Below are 14909 nucleotides of genomic sequence, written 5' to 3'. Positions count from 1 at the left end.
AGTGTCCCTTTTTTGCTGCTAAAGATGCTTGAGGCTGCTTGAATGTGATTGCTTGACTGCAATAACGTGGTCAATGAAAGAACGGCAGGTGCGGCTCGGGGCTAGTTCGTCTAGCGGGCCTCGTCCACAAGTACCGTGACCAGATGGCGCTCGGCGTCAAGAAACGGCACATCGAGCCGAACCATCTGTTCCATGTGGGCGCCCACCGGCAGGCGCCCGATTTCGTCGTCCGGACGCACGCCCTTCATCGCGAGAATTGCGCCGTGCTCTGCAACCAGATGACGGGCCAGTGTAACGAAATCGGCGAGTTCTGCGAATGCTCGGGAGACGATTACGTCGAACTTTGCCGACACTTCGGCGCCTGGTTGCAACGTCTCCACGCGACCCGTCACCACCGAAAGATTGCCGAGCCCCAGCTCGGCCTTCGCCTGAGCCTGAAAAGCCGTTTTCTTGTGGACGATGTCGTTCACCGTGACGCTCCACTCGGGCCGTGCGATGGCCAGCACGACACCCGGCAAACCACCGCCCGAACCCACGTCGAGCACCGTGCGCGGATTGCGCTGCGCCAGGTGCGGCACGATCGACAGCGAGTCGAGAATGTGCTGGATCAGCATTTGCCGGGGATCGCGAATGGCCGTCAGGTTATATACGGCGTTCCATTTGGCCAGCAAGGCGACGTAGTCCAGCAGTTTGGCCAATTGCGCGTCGCTCAGGTGGAGACCCAGCGCGCGCACGCCCTCCCCGAGAAGTGGCGCTAATGCCTCGCGGTCGCTTTGCTTCTGCTTCGACGTCATTGAGCCACCGGCGCAGTGTCGGCGCCGGGCTCGGCCGGCTTCGTAGCGCGGCGCCCCAACCCGCGCTTCAAGTGGACCATCAGCAACGAAATGGCTGCGGGCGTGATCCCCGAAATGCGCGACGCCTGGCCGATCGTTTCCGGACGGAATTGCATCAGCTTCTGACGAGCCTCGAATGAGAGGCCCCTCACCTCGGCGTAGTCGAGGCCTTCGGGCAGGCGCGTGCTTTCATGCGCCTCATTCCGCTCGATCTCGTCTGCCTGGCGGTCGATATAGCCTTGATACTTAATACCGATCTCGATCTGCTCCTTGATCTGGGCTAGCAGGACTTCGTCTTCCGCCAAGATCTCGGGCGCGCCGCAGGCACCTTCGCGGAGTGCGCAAACGCCGTCGTAGCTGACGCCGGGGCGCCGGAGCAAATCCGCCAAGCTGTACTCGTGATCGATCGGCTTGCCGAGCAATGCAGTCGCTTCGTCGGCGGGCAGCGTTTTCGGGTTCACCCAAGTGGTCCGCAGCCGTTCGGTTTCACGTGAAACAGCGTCGCGCTTGCGGCTGAAGGCATCCCAGCGGATGTCGTCTACAACCCCAAGCTCGCGGCCGATCTCCGTCAGCCGCATGTCCGCGTTGTCTTCGCGCAGACTCAGACGGTACTCCGCACGACTGGTGAACATGCGGTAAGGCTCGGAGACGCCGCGCGTCACGAGGTCGTCGACCAGCACGCCCAAGTAGGCCTGGTCGCGGCGCGGGCACCACGTTTCCTTGCCCTGAACGAACAGCCCTGCGTTGATGCCGGCCAGCAGACCTTGGGCCGCGGCTTCTTCATAGCCGGTCGTGCCGTTGATCTGGCCTGCAAAGAATAAGCCGTTGATAACCTTCGTCTCCAGCGACGCCTTCAGGCCCCGTGGATCGAAGTAATCGTACTCGATCGCATAACCGGGCCGCAGGATATGCGCATGCTCGAGCCCGCGCATCGATCGCACCAGCTCAAGCTGCACGTCGAACGGCAGGCTCGTCGAGATTCCGTTCGGGTAGAACTCATTGGTGGTCAGGCCTTCCGGCTCCAGAAAGATTTGATGCGATTCCTTCGACGCAAAGCGGTGAATCTTGTCCTCGATGGACGGGCAATATCGCGGCCCCACTCCTTCGATCACGCCCGTATACATCGGCGAACGATCCAGTCCGCCGCGGATGATGTCGTGCGTGCGCTCGTTGGTATGCGTTACCCAGCACGGCATTTGCCGTGGATGTTGCTCGGCGCGGCCAAGGAATGAAAACACCGGCACCGGATCGAGGTCGCCGGGCTGCTCTTCCAATTGCGAGAAATCGATGGTGCGGCCGTCAATACGCGGCGGCGTCCCGGTTTTCAGACGACCTTGCGGCAGCTTTAGCTCCTTCAGGCGTGCCGACAGCGACACGGACGCCGGATCGCCAGCGCGGCCACCCGTGTAGTTGTTGAGGCCGACGTGAATCTTGCCGTCGAGGAACGTCCCGGCCGTCAGCACCACGGCGCGCGAGCGGAAGCGGATTCCCACCTGAGTGACGGCGCCTACAACGCGATCGCCTTCGACCATCAGATCGTCGACGGCCTGCTGGAAGAGCCACAAATTCGGTTGATTCTCGAGCCGATGACGGATCGCCTGCTTATAAAGCAGCCGGTCGGCTTGCGCACGCGTCGCGCGCACGGCCGGCCCCTTGGACGAATTGAGGATGCGAAACTGAATACCGCCCTCGTCCGTCGCGGCTGCCATCGCGCCACCGAGCGCATCGACTTCCTTGACCAGATGCCCCTTCCCAATGCCGCCAATCGACGGATTGCAGCTCATCTGACCGAGCGTTTCTATGTTGTGAGTCAGCAGGAGCGTCTTATTGCCCATGCGCGCGGAGGCCAAAGCGGCCTCGGTGCCGGCATGGCCTCCGCCGACAACGATTACGTCAAATTCTGTGGGAAAAAGCATCGCGGATCTCACGCCAGATCGTCGCGTGAGCCTTCAAAGGAAAATGTATGGGCGAATTATAACGGGTTCGGTTTTGGCACGAATTCGGCCAAACGGCCAATAACAAAAAAGCGGCGTGTTTCACGTGAAACGCGCCGCTTCTGAACGCTCGCAACCGGGAAGTCAGGCTGCTTTTTTCGCCAACCCCAGATAGGTTTCGATGACGCGCGGGTTTTGCGCCAAGTCCGTCGCCGGCCCTTCCAGCGCTAGCTCGCCGGTTTCCAGCACATAGCCGTAGTCAGAAATTTGCAGTGCAGCGCGGGCGTTCTGCTCGATGAGAAGCGTGGCCACGCCGGTTTGACGCAACGCGCTGATGATATGAAAAATCTCTTTCACGATCAGCGGCGCCAGGCCCAAGCTCGGCTCGTCCAGCATCAACAGGTCCGGCTTGCCCATCAACGCGCGCCCCACGGCAAGCATCTGTCGCTCGCCGCCGGACAACGTCCCGGCCTGCTGCTTGCGGCGCTCCTTCAGACGCGGAAAGAGTTCGAAGACGGGTTCGATCTGGTCGAGAAAATTGCGCTCGCCCGCCCGTTTGCGCCGGTACGCACCCAGAACGAGGTTGTCTTCCACGGTCATCGACGCGAAAAGCTCCCGCTTCTCCGGCACGAGGCACATACCGCGCGCAACTCGCTTCTCGACCGGAATGGCGCTGACATCTTCGCCCTGATAGATAACCGCGCCCTTCGCGTGTCCGGTGGAGGGCAGGGCGCCCATGATCGCGTTGAGCAGCGTCGATTTGCCCGCGCCGTTCGGGCCGATGACCGACACGATCTGCCCGGCCCCTACCTTGATCGCCGCGCCGTGCAGCGCCTCGACCTTGCCGTATCGCACGGAAAGGCCATTCACGTCCAGAATGGGCGCCGCTGCATTCATGATCTTCTCCATTACTCCACCCCGCCCAGATAAGCCTCCAGCACCGCCGGATCCTGCTGCACTTCCTGCGGCAGGCCTTCGGCGATACGCGTGCCGAATTCCATCACGACTAGCCGGTCGGTGAGGTTCATCACGAAGTCCATGTCGTGCTCGACCAGCAGCACGCTCATTCCTTCCGCTTTCAGCCGACGCAGCAGATCGGCTAACTGCAGTTTCTCCTGATACCGCAGCCCAGCTGCAGGCTCATCGAGCAGCAGCAAGGTAGGATCGCAGCACAGCGCCCGAGCGATTTCCAGAATCCGCTGCTGGCCCAACGCGAGGCTGCCTGCCTCCTCGTACATATGCTGCTCGAGTCCGACGCGGCGAATCTGGCGCGCGGCTTCGGCCATCAGCCGCGCTTCCTCGGCGCTATTCAGACGCACAACGCTGCGCCAGACACCGGCATGCCCACGCAGATGCGCACCAATCGCGACGTTCTCCAGCACCGTCATGCCCGGCAGCAGCTTGACGTGCTGGAACGTACGGCCGATTCCGCGCTTGACGATTTCACGTGAACTCAGCGAATCGATCCGCTCGCCGCGAAAGGTAATCTCGCCGCTCGTCGCCTGCAGCACACCCGTCACCAGATTGAAGGTGGTGGACTTACCGGCGCCGTTCGGGCCGATAAGGCCGATGATCTGCCCTGCCTTCACGTCGAAGCTCACGTCGTTGACCGCGACCAGACCGCCGAACTGCTTGCGCGCCTTGTTGACTGTCAGCAGCGTTTCACCGGCTGTCGGTTTGCTGCGCTGCGGCAGCGCATCGGCACGGTCCGGCAGATGGGCGCGCGGACCGCGGGGAAAGAAACGCGCGACGAACGGCCAGACACCTTGTCGAGCGTATTGCAGCAGCAGGACCATCAAAATGCCGAAGACGATCACCTCGAAGTTACCGTTTTCGCCGAGCAACTTGGGCAGCAGGGTTTGCAGATAGTCCTGCAAGACGGTGAGGATTGCCGCGCCGAGCACTGCGCCCCACACGTGCGACACACCGCCCACCACCGCCATGAATAGAAACTCGATGCCGTGATTCAGGCCGAACGGCGTCGGATTCACTGCCCGCTGCAAATGCGCGTACAGAAAACCCGACACGGATGCCAGCACCGCCGCGTACACAAAGATGACGACCCGCATCCACGCCGTATTGACACCCATTGCCTCGGCCATCATGCCGCCGCCGCGCAGCGCGCGAATCGCCCGCCCCGGCCGGCTGTTAAGCAGATTCTGAACAGAAACCACCGCGCCAAGCACCACGAGCCAGATCAGGTAATAGATGTGCCGGCCCGATTCCAGGTCAATGCCGAAAACATTCAGCACCGGAATACCGTTGATCCCGTCGTACTTGCCGAGCATTTCCAGGTTACCGAACAGGTAGAACAGCGAAAGTCCCCACGCGATCGTGCCAAGCGGCAGAAAGTGTCCAGACAGACGCATTGTCACGAGGCCGAGGACCAGCGCGATCAACGCCGTCAGCAACACGCCGGCGATCAGCGCAAGCCAAGGCGAGACACCGAAGCGCGTCGTGAGGTACGCCGTCGCATACGCCCCGATGCCGACAAACGCCGCCTGCCCGAAACTGGTCATCCCGCCGATCCCCGTCAGCAGCACAAGCCCGATCGCGACAATCGAATAGAGCCCGATGTAGTTGAGCAGCGTCACCCAATACTCCGGCACATGAATCGGCTGCGGCAGCACCGGCAACGCGAACAGCACCACGAGAAAGAGCCAGAAGAACCTGTTTTCCATTATCCGTTTCATCGCGTCACTCCTCTTCCTCTTCAGCGTGCGGGCTGGCGAGACTGCGCCAGAGCAGCACCGGAATAATCAGCGTGAACACGATCACTTCCTTGTAGGCGCTCGCCCAGAACGACGAGTACGATTCCAGCAGGCCGACCAGGACGGAGCCGGCCGCCGCCAGCGGATAGCTGACCAGTCCGCCGATAATCGCCCCGACAAAGCCCTTCAGACCGATCAGGAAGCCCGAGTCGTAGTAGATGGTGGTCAACGGTGCGACGAGGATGCCGCACAGCGCGCCAAGCCCCGCCGCGAGCGTGAACGCGAGGCGCCCGGCTTGCGTCGTGCCGATACCGACGAGCCGCGCGCCGAGCCGGTTCACCGACGTCGCGCGCAACGCCTTGCCGGAAATCGAGCGATCGAAGTACAGGTACAGCGCGCCGATCAGCACCACGGCCGTGCCGACGACCCACAAGCTTTGCCCCGAGATCGACAGGCTGCCCAGGCTGAACGTCGCGTCCGAAAACGCCGTGGTGCGCGAACCTTCCGCGCCGAACATCACGAGACCGAGTCCGACCATCGCGAAGTGCACGGCCACAGCCACGATCAGCAGCAGCAGCGTGGTCGCCTCGGCAATGGGCTCATACGCGAGCCGGTACACGAACGGGCCCATCGGAATCACGATCAGCAGCGTCAAGGCGATCTGCGCGATCATCGGCAAAGGCTGCAGAAAGACGCCCTTGGTGAGCGCATACACCGCAACCGGAAACAACAGATACTTGCCGACCAGCACGGCCAGCGTGCGCGCTCCATGCCGGCGCCGCTCCGCATGTCGCGCGAGTCCCGCTACTTCGACGACGAAGCAGGCCGCGCCCATCGCCATCAGCAGCCAGCAGGTCGCCGGAAACTTTTGTGTTTGCAACGCGGCGAGCGTGAGCGCGCCGTACGAAACAAACTCACCCTGCGGGATGAAGATCACCCGCGTCACGGAAAACACCAGCACCAGCGCGAGCGCGAGCAACGCGTAAATCGCGCCCGTGGTGATGCCGTCCTGCGCGAGGATCGCCGCAATTGATAGATCCATACTTCCTCGTCCTGAAGCGTCGAAATCGAAACTGGAAACAGTCGTGCCGGCGCAAGCGCGGCCGTCCACGAAACTGCAGTGCTGAAAGACAACCGCCGCGCCGAAGCACGGCGCGGCGGTCGGTGCCATTGTCGTCGAACAGAATGGCAGTGCGGCGTAATGTGCCGCACTTCACGAGAGGCGCGTACCGCTTTTTGTATTAGTCGTTCTGCAGCTTCCACTTGCCGTCGACGATCTGCACGATCACGCGTGCGCGCTTGTCGAGGCCGTTGTGGTCAGTCGTGGTCGTGTTCATGATGCCGTGCGAGACCGGCAGCTCCTTGATGTTTTCCAGCGCGCCGCGCAGTGCCACGCGGAATGCCTCGGTACCCGGCTGAGCCGTCTTCAGCGCTTCCGGAATCGCACGCTGCAGCATCTGGCCGGCGTCCCATGCATGGCCGCCGAAGGTCGCCACCGAACCCGCGCCATACGCCTGCTCGTAGGCAGCCTTATATGCCAGCGACGACTTCTTCACCGGGTTCGATTCCGGCAGCTGATCGGCGACGAGGATCGGGCCCGCCGGCAGGATCTCGCCTTCGCAGTCCTTGCCGCACACGCGCAGAAAGTCGTTGTTGGCGACGCCGTGCGTCTGATAGATCTTGCCCTTGTAGCCACGCTCCTTGAGCGTCTTGGCCGGCAGCGCCGACGGCGTGCCCGAGCCGGCGATCAGGACCGCATCAGGATTCGCGCCCATGGTCTTCAGCACCTGGCCGGTCACTGAAGCGTCGGTACGGTTGAAGCGTTCGTTCGACACCACCTTCAGCTTGTGAGCAGTCGCGGCGGCGGTGAACACGTTGTTCCAGCTATCGCCGTAGGCGTCCGCGAAGCCGATGAAGCTCACCGTCTTCACGCCGTGACGCTCCATATGATCGGCAATGGCGTCGGCCATCAGGCTGTCGTTTTGCGGCGGTTTGAAGGCCCATGCGCGCTTTGTGTCCATGGGCGAGATGATCGCGGCAGAAGCAGCAAGCGAAATAACCGGCGTCTTGCCTTGAGATACAGGATCAAGCATGGCCAGTGAGTTCGGCGTCACGGTGGAGCCGATAATCGCGTCGACATGATCTTCGTCGATCAGCTTGCGCGTGTTCTGCACCGCCTTGCCCGTATCCGACGCGTCGTCGAGAATGATGTACTGCACCGTCTTGCCGCCTATCTCCTTCGGCAGCAAGGCAATCGTGTTCTTTTCAGGAATCCCGAGCGATGCAGCCGGCCCCGTGGTGGACAGCGTCACGCCGATCTTGACCTGAGCGAACGCCGCACCCGCGCCGCACATCAATGCCATCGCGATGCCAGTCCGTACCCATTGCTTTGTCTTTGTCATTGCAAGTCTCCAACGCTCCGAAGTGCGTATCTGTAATCCGACTCGTGGGTCGGGTGTCTGAATCTAGTTATAGGGTCCGGCCGTGCCAAGCATGGTTTTCCCTGCTCGACGCACGTGCCTTCGCCGCTTGTATGTCACTTTCTACTGCTGCAATGCCTGGGATGCCTTTGCGAACTCCTGCGCGGAAAACACTAACATGTTAGTAGTATTGCTTCGTGCCGCGCCGACGGTCAATAGACTGCAAGCCAAATGCGGGTTTGTCCTGAAGCCGCACCGCCACACTTTTCGCACGACACAGCAAGTCAGGCTGTACCGATTGGGCCGCAACAAGCGGGCTGCACTGATCGGGCTGCAATAAGCGGCCTGCAATAAGCGGGCAATAAAAAAGACGCGTCAACTGCACGCGTCTTTTTGTATGAGATCCCCTGTCGCTTCGCCCCTGCTCAGTCGCCGGCCAGCTTCCACTTGCCGCCGACAATCTGCACCATCACGCGCGCCCGCTGATCGAGACCGGCATGGTCGTTCGCGCTCATGTTGAAAATGCCGTGCGACGCGGGCAGATCTTTGGTGCCTTCCAGCGCCGCGCGCAGCGCTTCACGGAAGGCCGGCGTACCGGGCTGCCCTTTCTTCAGCGCGAGCGGAATCGCGCGTTGCAGCAGCAGACCCGCGTCCCATGCGTGACCGCCGAAAGTCGACACCGTGCCGGCGCCATAGGCGCCTTCATACGCGCGCTTGTAGGCGAGCGCACTCTTCTTCACCGGATTCGAGTCGGGCAGTTGCTCCGCAACGAGCAACGGACCGGCCGGCAGATACGTGCCTTCGCAGTCCTTGCCGCACACGCGCAGGAAGTCATTATTGGCGACGCCGTGCGTCTGATAGTACTTGCCCTTGTAGCCGCGCTCCCTGAGCGTTTTCTGCGGCAGCGCGGCCGGCGTGCCCGCGCCTGCGACAAGCACCGCATCCGGATTCTGCGAGACGACTTTCAGCACTTGCCCTGTGACCGACGCGTCGTTACGCGCGAAGCGCTCGTTCGCCACGACCTTGATTTTCGCGAGGTCGGCGGCCTTGCTGAATTCCTTGAACCAGCTTTCACCATAACCGTCCGAGAAGCCGATGAACGCCACCGTTTTGACGCCGTGATTGGACATGTGTTGTGCGATGGCCGTGGCCATCAGGATGTCGTTCTGCGGCGTCTTGAAGACCCATGCCCGCTTCGCGTCCATCGGTTCCACGATGCTCGCGGCAGCGGCGAGGGAGATGACCGGCGTGGTGCTTTCCACGGCGACGTCCATCATGGCGAGAGAATTCGGCACGACGGTGGAGCCGATCAGCGCGTCCACGCGATCTTCGCTCGTGAGCTTGCGGGCGTTTTTGACGGCTTGCGTGGAGTCTGTGGCGTCGTCGAGCACGATGTAGTCGATCTTCTGGCCGGCCACTTCCTTCGGCAGCAGCGCGATGGTGTTCTTCTCCGGAATGCCGAGCGACGCGGCCGGACCGGTTGCCGAGACGGTAACGCCGATTTTCACATCTGCGAATGCAAGGCTGCTCCATGCAGCCGAAACTCCGGTGGCGACCAATGCCGCGCTGATCCAACGCAATGCCGACTTCATCCCGCTCCTCTGCCCCGTTAAGACAATTCGACTTAAATTCGTAACTTAAATTCGTGACTTAAATCCCAACCCAGCGGTCGGTGAATAAGGAGTGTAGCGGACGGGAGTCGCACGCCGCAAGCGTTTTGAAGGGGATACAGCGGGGAATGGGCTGATTATCGGCGACGTAAAACAGTCGTCGACTTAGCAAAAGATTTGAATGACGCAAATGGAAAATCGGAAAATAAAAAGCGCTGTTGGATATCAATCCAACAGCGCTTTCGTGTGGGCACTTAGTGCCTCATGTCTCCTCGTTCTCCACCTGCAAATTCGTGGTGCATCAGAACTGCATGAAGGTTAAATGAGCATCGCCCATGCCACAACTAGCAATTACCCTAGTGGTGCACTGCGGCACTGAGTTGGGGCGCATTTGAGCGGCGCTGCCACATGATGCGCAAATAAGGGCTCAAGCGGGCTTTGCGGCTCATACTGCATAGCAGCGCAATTACATCGGAGGCCGAAGCATTTTGTTTCACCGCCTTTGCCAGCGCCCTGCGTCAATCTTCACGCGCGTAACGGCCGCACGCGCGCGATGACCTCGCCGACAATCCCGCGCCGGAACGCAAGCACGCACGCGATAAATATCACGCCCGTCACGATGGTCACTGATTCGCCCAGCGAGCGGAACCAATCCACGCCCGTCGTCGCGGCGAGCGCGCTGCCGATATCACCCAGGCGATCCTCGAGCGCCACGATCAGCGCAGCCCCGAGCAACGGCCCGAACAGCGTTCCCATGCCGCCGACCAGCGTCATCAGCACGACCAGCCCCGACATGGTCCAGTATGCATCGCTCAACGTCTCGAAGCCCTGCACCACAACCTTCAGCGATCCCGCGAGCCCTGCGAGCCCCGCGGACAGAATGAAGGCCAGCAACTTGAAGCGGTCCGTATCGTAGCCGAGCGACACCGCGCGCGGCTCGTTTTCCTTGATCGCGACGAGCACCTGCCCGAACGGCGAATGCACGATCCGCACGATCAGGAGGAACGCGAGCACCATGATCGCCAGCACGACGAAGTACAACGCGACATCGGACGAAAGATCCAGCACGCCGAACAGTTTGCCGCGCGGCACGCCTTGCAGCCCATCCTCGCCGTGCGTGAAGGGCGCCTGCAGGAACACGAAGTAGACCATTTGCGCAAGCGCGAGCGTCACCATCGCGAAGTAAATGCCCTGGCGCCGGATCGCGAAGATGCCGACGACAAAGCCCAGCAAGGTCGCGCAAGCCGTGCCGGCCAGCACACCCAGCTCGGGCGAAAAGCCGAGCGTCTGCATCGCATAGCCGGTGACATAACCCGCCGACGCGAGAAACATCGCGTGTCCGAACGACAGCAGACCCGTGTAGCCGATCAGCAGATTGAACGCGGCGGCGAAGAGCGCAAAGCACATCACCTTCATCACGAAGAGCGGATAGATGCCGAGCACGGGCACCGCGAGGAGCGCGAGCAGCAGCAGACCGTAGAGCACTTTTCTCTGCATCATTTTTCCTTGCCGAAGAGACCCGCCGGGCGCACCAGCAACACGACTGCCATGATGACGAACACGACGGTGGCCGACGCTTCCGGATAGAACACGCGCGTCAGCCCTTCGATCACGCCGAGCATCAGGCCGGTCAGAATCGAGCCCATGATCGAACCCATTCCGCCGATCACCACAACCGCGAACACCGTGATGATCATCGGCTGGCCCATCAGCGGCGAAACCTGGATGACGGGCGCCGCCAGCACGCCGGCAAACGCAGCGAGCGCAACGCCGAAACCGTAGGTGAGCGTAATCATCAGCGGCACGTTGATGCCGAACGCTTCAACCAGCTTCGGGTTTTCGGTGCCCGCGCGCAGATAGGCGCCAAGCCGCGTCTTCTCGATGACGAACCACGTCGCGAAGCAAACAATGAGCGAAGCCACCACGACCCACGCGCGATAGTTAGGCAGGAACATGAAGCCGAGATTGGTCGCGCCCGAGAGTGCCGAGGGCACGTCGTACGGCTGGCCGGACGAGCCGTAGATCGAGCGGAACACGCCTTCGACGACGAGCGTAAGCCCGAACGTGAGCAGCAGCCCGTACAGATGATCGAGCTTGTACAGCCAGCGCAGCATCGAACGTTCGATTACGACGCCGAACAGCCCGACCAGCAGCGGCGCGATGATCAGCATCGGCCAGTACGGCACGCCGAGGTATGAGAAGCCCATCCACGCGAGCATCGCGCCGAGCATGAACAACGCGCCGTGCGCGAAGTTGATCACGTTCAGCAAGCCGAAGATCACCGCAAGTCCCAGACTCAGAATTGCGTAGAACGAGCCGTTCACGAGCCCGAGCAGCAACTGGCTCAGCATCGCGGGAAGCGGAATGCCAAAGATGTCCATTGAAGCCTTTAACCCCTGAACGCATCGTCAAGGTGAATCAGTTGTGCGCGATCGGCCGACACGCGCTGAACACACGCATGACACCCGCCACGCGCCGCACATGAAACAGACGGAATCACGCAAACGAACGGCTGTCTGCCCGCGCGGACAGCCAGCCGTCGACCGGACCTTCAGGCCGCGCTTACTTCCACAGCGCGCAGCGCGTTTCCGTCCTGGTCGTGAACGCCTGCTCGCCCGGGATCGTCGCCGTGATCTTGTAATAGTCCCACGGTTCTTTCGACTCCGCGGGCGTCTTCACCTGCATCAGGTACATGTCGTGAATCATGCTGCCGTCCTGACGGATGTACCCCTTCGCATAGAAGTCGTCGATCTTCGTCTTCTTCAGTTGCGCCATCACCTTGTCGGCGTCGGTCGAACCGACCGCCTGCACCGCCTTCAGATAATTCATGGTCGCCGAATAGTCAGCGGCCTGCAGGCTCGACGGCATCTTGCGCATCTTGTCGAAGTAGCGCTGCGCCCACTTGCGCGTATTCGCGTCCTTGTTCCAGTACCAGCTGTCGGTGAGCACGAGGCCCTGCGTCGTTTCGAGCCCCAGGCTATGCACGTCGTTGATGAACATCAGCAACGCCGCGAGCTTCATGCTCTTGGTAATGCCGAATTCTTTCGCGGCCTTGATCGAGTTGATCGTGTCGCCGCCTGCATTGGCAAGACCGAGAACCTGCGCCTTCGAGGACTGCGCCTGCAACAGGAACGACGAGAAGTCCGACGCCGACAGCGGATGGCGCACCGCGCCCAGCACCTGGCCGCCGCTCGCCTTCACCACATCCGACGTGTTCTTTTCGAGCGCCTTGCCGAACGCGTAGTCCGCGGTCAGGAAGTACCAGGTCTTGCCGCCCTGCTTCACCACCGCGGACCCGGTGCCCTTTGCGAGCGCCGTCGTGTCGTACGCATAGTGAATCGTGTACGGCGTGCATTGCTCGTTGGTCAGCGTGTCGGCGCCCGCACCGATGCTGATGTACACCTTGTGCTTTTCACCGGCGACGGTGTTCATCGAAAGACCAGTTGCGGAATTCGTGCCGCCGACCAGCAGATCGAGACCCTCGCGGTCGAACCATTCGCGTGCGCGCGAGGCCGCGATGTCCGCCTTGTTCTGATGATCCGCATACAGCACGGTGATGGGTTTGCCGTTGACCTTGCCGCCGAAATCGGCAACGGCCATGCGGATCGCCTCGAGGCCGCCCTGGCCGTCAATGTCCGCGTAAAGCCCCGACATATCGGTGATAAAGCCGATCTTCACTGCATCGTCTGCCGCTTGCGCGCTGCTCGTGGTGATGGCGGCGCCGGCGGCGACCGCGAAACAAACTGAAGCAAGCCGCGCGAGTGGGTTCTTTTTCATTCCTGTCTCCTGGTTCTTCGCTTGTGGTTATCAGAGGCAATCGGGCGCGCGCTCTACACGCCCAGCAGATCATGCAGTACCGGCATCTTGCTTTCGAGTTCACTTGCCCCGAAGTGCTCGACGATCGTACCGTGCTCCATCACATAGAAACGATCGGCAAGTGGCGCCGCAAAGCGGAAATTCTGTTCGACCATCACAATCGTGTAGCCGCGCGCCTTCAGCGTCACGATCATGCGTGCGAGTGCCTGCACGATGACAGGCGCGAGCCCTTCGGAAATCTCGTCGAGCAGCAGCAGGTTCGCGCCGGTGCGCAGAATTCGCGCAACCGCAAGCATCTGCTGTTCGCCGCCCGACAGCCGCGTACCCTGGCTCATGCGGCGTTCCTGCAGATTCGGGAACATCGAATAGATTTCCTCGATCGACATCATGTGCGCCTTATCTCCGACGGGCGGCGGCAGCAACAGATTTTCCTCGCACGAGAGGCTCGAAAAAATGCCGCGCTCTTCGGGACAGTAACCAATGCCGTGATGTGCAATGCGATGCGTAGGCAGATTGATCGTTTCGCGTCCGCCAATGCGGATCGAGCCCGTGCGCCGCCCGGTCAGGCCCATGATCGCGCGCAATGTCGTGGTGCGCCCCGCGCCGTTGCGGCCGAGCAGCGTCACAACCTCGCCGCGATCCACCGTCAGATCGACGCCATGCAGGATGTGAGACTCCCCGTACCACGCTTGCAGGCCCGCAATCTCAAGCGCGGGCGCGCCAGCGGCCTTGCCGCTTACCTCGAGGCTTTCGCGCTCGGCAATTGTGTTCATGCGTGGGCTCCGGCGAGCGCCGCGTCGGCGCTGCCCATGTAGGCTTGCATCACGAGCGGATTCTTCGACACGTCCGCATACGTGCCCTCGGCGAGCACTTCGCCTCGTTGCAGCACGGTGATGGTGTCGGAGATGCCGGCGATCACGTTCATATTGTGTTCGACCATCAGAATCGTGCGGCCGCTCGATACCTTCTTGATCAATGCGGTCACGCGGTCGACGTCTTCGTGGCCCATGCCTTGCGTCGGTTCGTCGAGCAGCATCAGTTCCGGTTCCATCGCAAGCGTGGTGGCGATTTCAAGTGCACGCTTGCGGCCATATGAGAGTTCGACCGTCAACACATCGGCGAAATCGGTCAGGCCCACTTGCGTGAGCAGGTCCATCGCGCGGTCGTCGAGGCGACGCAACGTGCGCTCGCTCTTCCAGAAATGGAAGGACGTGCCGAGCGAGCGTTGCAGACCGACCCGCACATTCTGCAATGCCGTCAGATGCGGGAATACAGCGGAAATCTGGAATGAACGGATGATGCCGCGCCGCGCGATCTGCGCCGGCCGTTCATGCGTGATGTCGACGCCGTTGAAGACGATGTGCCCGGCTGTCGGTTCGAGAAACTTGGTGAGCAGGTTAAAGCAGGTGGTCTTGCCCGCTCCATTGGGGCCGATCAGCGCATGAATGGAGCCGCGGCGCACGCGCAGGTTGACTCCGTTCACGGCAATGAAGCCTTTGAACTCACGAGTGAGGCCGCGCGTTTCGAGAATCGTATCGCCGAGAATCATGTTCCCTTCCATACGGAGTTAGGCGAAGCATTACGA

At 61.5% G+C, this 14909-nt stretch carries 12 protein-coding genes; all 12 read right to left on the bottom strand.

What is annotated here, in order from left to right; genetic code table 11:
- Window positions 1-110 precede the first annotated feature (110 nt).
- Complete coding sequence (rsmG, locus tag A3AC_RS0107520) at window positions 111-794, bottom strand: 16S rRNA (guanine(527)-N(7))-methyltransferase RsmG (protein WP_025598161.1); 684 nt, start codon at window positions 792-794, stop codon at window positions 111-113.
- On the bottom strand, window positions 791-2749 hold the full coding sequence (gene mnmG, locus A3AC_RS0107515; protein ID WP_025598160.1) for a tRNA uridine-5-carboxymethylaminomethyl(34) synthesis enzyme MnmG: 1959 nt from the start codon (window positions 2747-2749) through the stop codon (window positions 791-793). Before mnmG ends, rsmG begins: the two co-directional genes overlap by 4 nt.
- Window positions 2750-2911: 162 nt before the next feature.
- On the bottom strand, window positions 2912-3664 hold the full coding sequence (locus tag A3AC_RS0107510; RefSeq protein WP_025598159.1) for an ABC transporter ATP-binding protein: 753 nt from the start codon (window positions 3662-3664) through the stop codon (window positions 2912-2914).
- 11 nt (window positions 3665-3675) lie between these two features.
- Window positions 3676-5460: a branched-chain amino acid ABC transporter ATP-binding protein/permease gene (locus A3AC_RS0107505; protein ID WP_035474863.1), complete on the bottom strand. Its 1785-nt coding sequence runs from the start codon at window positions 5458-5460 to the stop codon at window positions 3676-3678.
- 4 nt (window positions 5461-5464) lie between these two features.
- Window positions 5465-6520 (bottom strand): branched-chain amino acid ABC transporter permease, encoded by a 1056-nt coding sequence (locus A3AC_RS0107500; RefSeq protein WP_025598157.1) that lies wholly within the window; start codon window positions 6518-6520, stop codon window positions 5465-5467.
- A gap of 199 nt (window positions 6521-6719) precedes the next feature.
- Window positions 6720-7880: an ABC transporter substrate-binding protein gene (locus A3AC_RS0107495; RefSeq protein ID WP_025598156.1), complete on the bottom strand. Its 1161-nt coding sequence runs from the start codon at window positions 7878-7880 to the stop codon at window positions 6720-6722.
- Between the two features lie 443 nt (window positions 7881-8323).
- A complete protein-coding gene (locus A3AC_RS0107490; protein WP_025598155.1) occupies window positions 8324-9490 on the bottom strand; it encodes an ABC transporter substrate-binding protein in 1167 nt (388 codons plus the stop codon).
- A gap of 543 nt (window positions 9491-10033) precedes the next feature.
- Window positions 10034-11005, bottom strand: a complete 972-nt coding sequence (locus A3AC_RS0107485; RefSeq protein ID WP_025598154.1) for a branched-chain amino acid ABC transporter permease — start codon at window positions 11003-11005, stop codon at window positions 10034-10036.
- Window positions 11005-11889 carry a branched-chain amino acid ABC transporter permease gene (locus A3AC_RS0107480; RefSeq protein ID WP_025598153.1) on the bottom strand — a complete coding sequence of 295 codons (885 nt, stop codon included), beginning with the start codon at window positions 11887-11889 and terminating at the stop codon, window positions 11005-11007. Before A3AC_RS0107480 ends, A3AC_RS0107485 begins: the two co-directional genes overlap by 1 nt.
- 181 nt (window positions 11890-12070) lie before the next feature.
- The gene (locus A3AC_RS0107475; protein WP_025598152.1) at window positions 12071-13285 is read right to left on the bottom strand and encodes an ABC transporter substrate-binding protein; all 1215 of its coding nucleotides are present in this window, start codon (window positions 13283-13285) and stop codon (window positions 12071-12073) included.
- Window positions 13286-13338: 53 nt separating this feature from the next.
- Window positions 13339-14097 (bottom strand): ABC transporter ATP-binding protein, encoded by a 759-nt coding sequence (locus tag A3AC_RS0107470; RefSeq protein ID WP_025598151.1) that lies wholly within the window; start codon window positions 14095-14097, stop codon window positions 13339-13341.
- Complete coding sequence (locus tag A3AC_RS0107465) at window positions 14094-14873, bottom strand: ABC transporter ATP-binding protein (protein ID WP_025598150.1); 780 nt, start codon at window positions 14871-14873, stop codon at window positions 14094-14096. Before A3AC_RS0107465 ends, A3AC_RS0107470 begins: the two co-directional genes overlap by 4 nt.
- Window positions 14874-14909: the final 36 nt, after the last annotated feature.

This window comes from Burkholderia sp. WSM2230 (assembly GCF_000472445.1).
In the GTDB taxonomy this organism is placed as follows: Bacteria; Pseudomonadota; Gammaproteobacteria; order Burkholderiales; family Burkholderiaceae; genus Paraburkholderia.
This window is presented reverse-complemented; position numbering and strand designations above follow the sequence as displayed.

Excerpts from the sequence above, each read along its gene's own strand:
- rsmG (WP_025598161.1), bottom strand. The coding sequence starts at position 794 with ATGACGTCGAAGCAGAAGCAAAGCGACCGCGAGGCATTAGCGCCACTT.
- mnmG (WP_025598160.1), bottom strand. The coding sequence starts at position 2,749 with ATGCTTTTTCCCACAGAATTTGACGTAATCGTTGTCGGCGGAGGCCAT.
- A3AC_RS0107510 (WP_025598159.1), bottom strand. The coding sequence starts at position 3,664 with ATGAATGCAGCGGCGCCCATTCTGGACGTGAATGGCCTTTCCGTGCGA.
- A3AC_RS0107505 (WP_035474863.1), bottom strand. The coding sequence starts at position 5,460 with ATGAAACGGATAATGGAAAACAGGTTCTTCTGGCTCTTTCTCGTGGTG.
- A3AC_RS0107500 (WP_025598157.1), bottom strand. The coding sequence starts at position 6,520 with ATGGATCTATCAATTGCGGCGATCCTCGCGCAGGACGGCATCACCACG.
- A3AC_RS0107495 (WP_025598156.1), bottom strand. The coding sequence starts at position 7,880 with ATGACAAAGACAAAGCAATGGGTACGGACTGGCATCGCGATGGCATTG.
- A3AC_RS0107490 (WP_025598155.1), bottom strand. The coding sequence starts at position 9,490 with ATGAAGTCGGCATTGCGTTGGATCAGCGCGGCATTGGTCGCCACCGGA.
- A3AC_RS0107485 (WP_025598154.1), bottom strand. The coding sequence starts at position 11,005 with ATGCAGAGAAAAGTGCTCTACGGTCTGCTGCTGCTCGCGCTCCTCGCG.
- A3AC_RS0107480 (WP_025598153.1), bottom strand. The coding sequence starts at position 11,889 with ATGGACATCTTTGGCATTCCGCTTCCCGCGATGCTGAGCCAGTTGCTG.
- A3AC_RS0107475 (WP_025598152.1), bottom strand. The coding sequence starts at position 13,285 with ATGAAAAAGAACCCACTCGCGCGGCTTGCTTCAGTTTGTTTCGCGGTC.
- A3AC_RS0107470 (WP_025598151.1), bottom strand. The coding sequence starts at position 14,097 with ATGAACACAATTGCCGAGCGCGAAAGCCTCGAGGTAAGCGGCAAGGCC.
- A3AC_RS0107465 (WP_025598150.1), bottom strand. The coding sequence starts at position 14,873 with ATGATTCTCGGCGATACGATTCTCGAAACGCGCGGCCTCACTCGTGAG.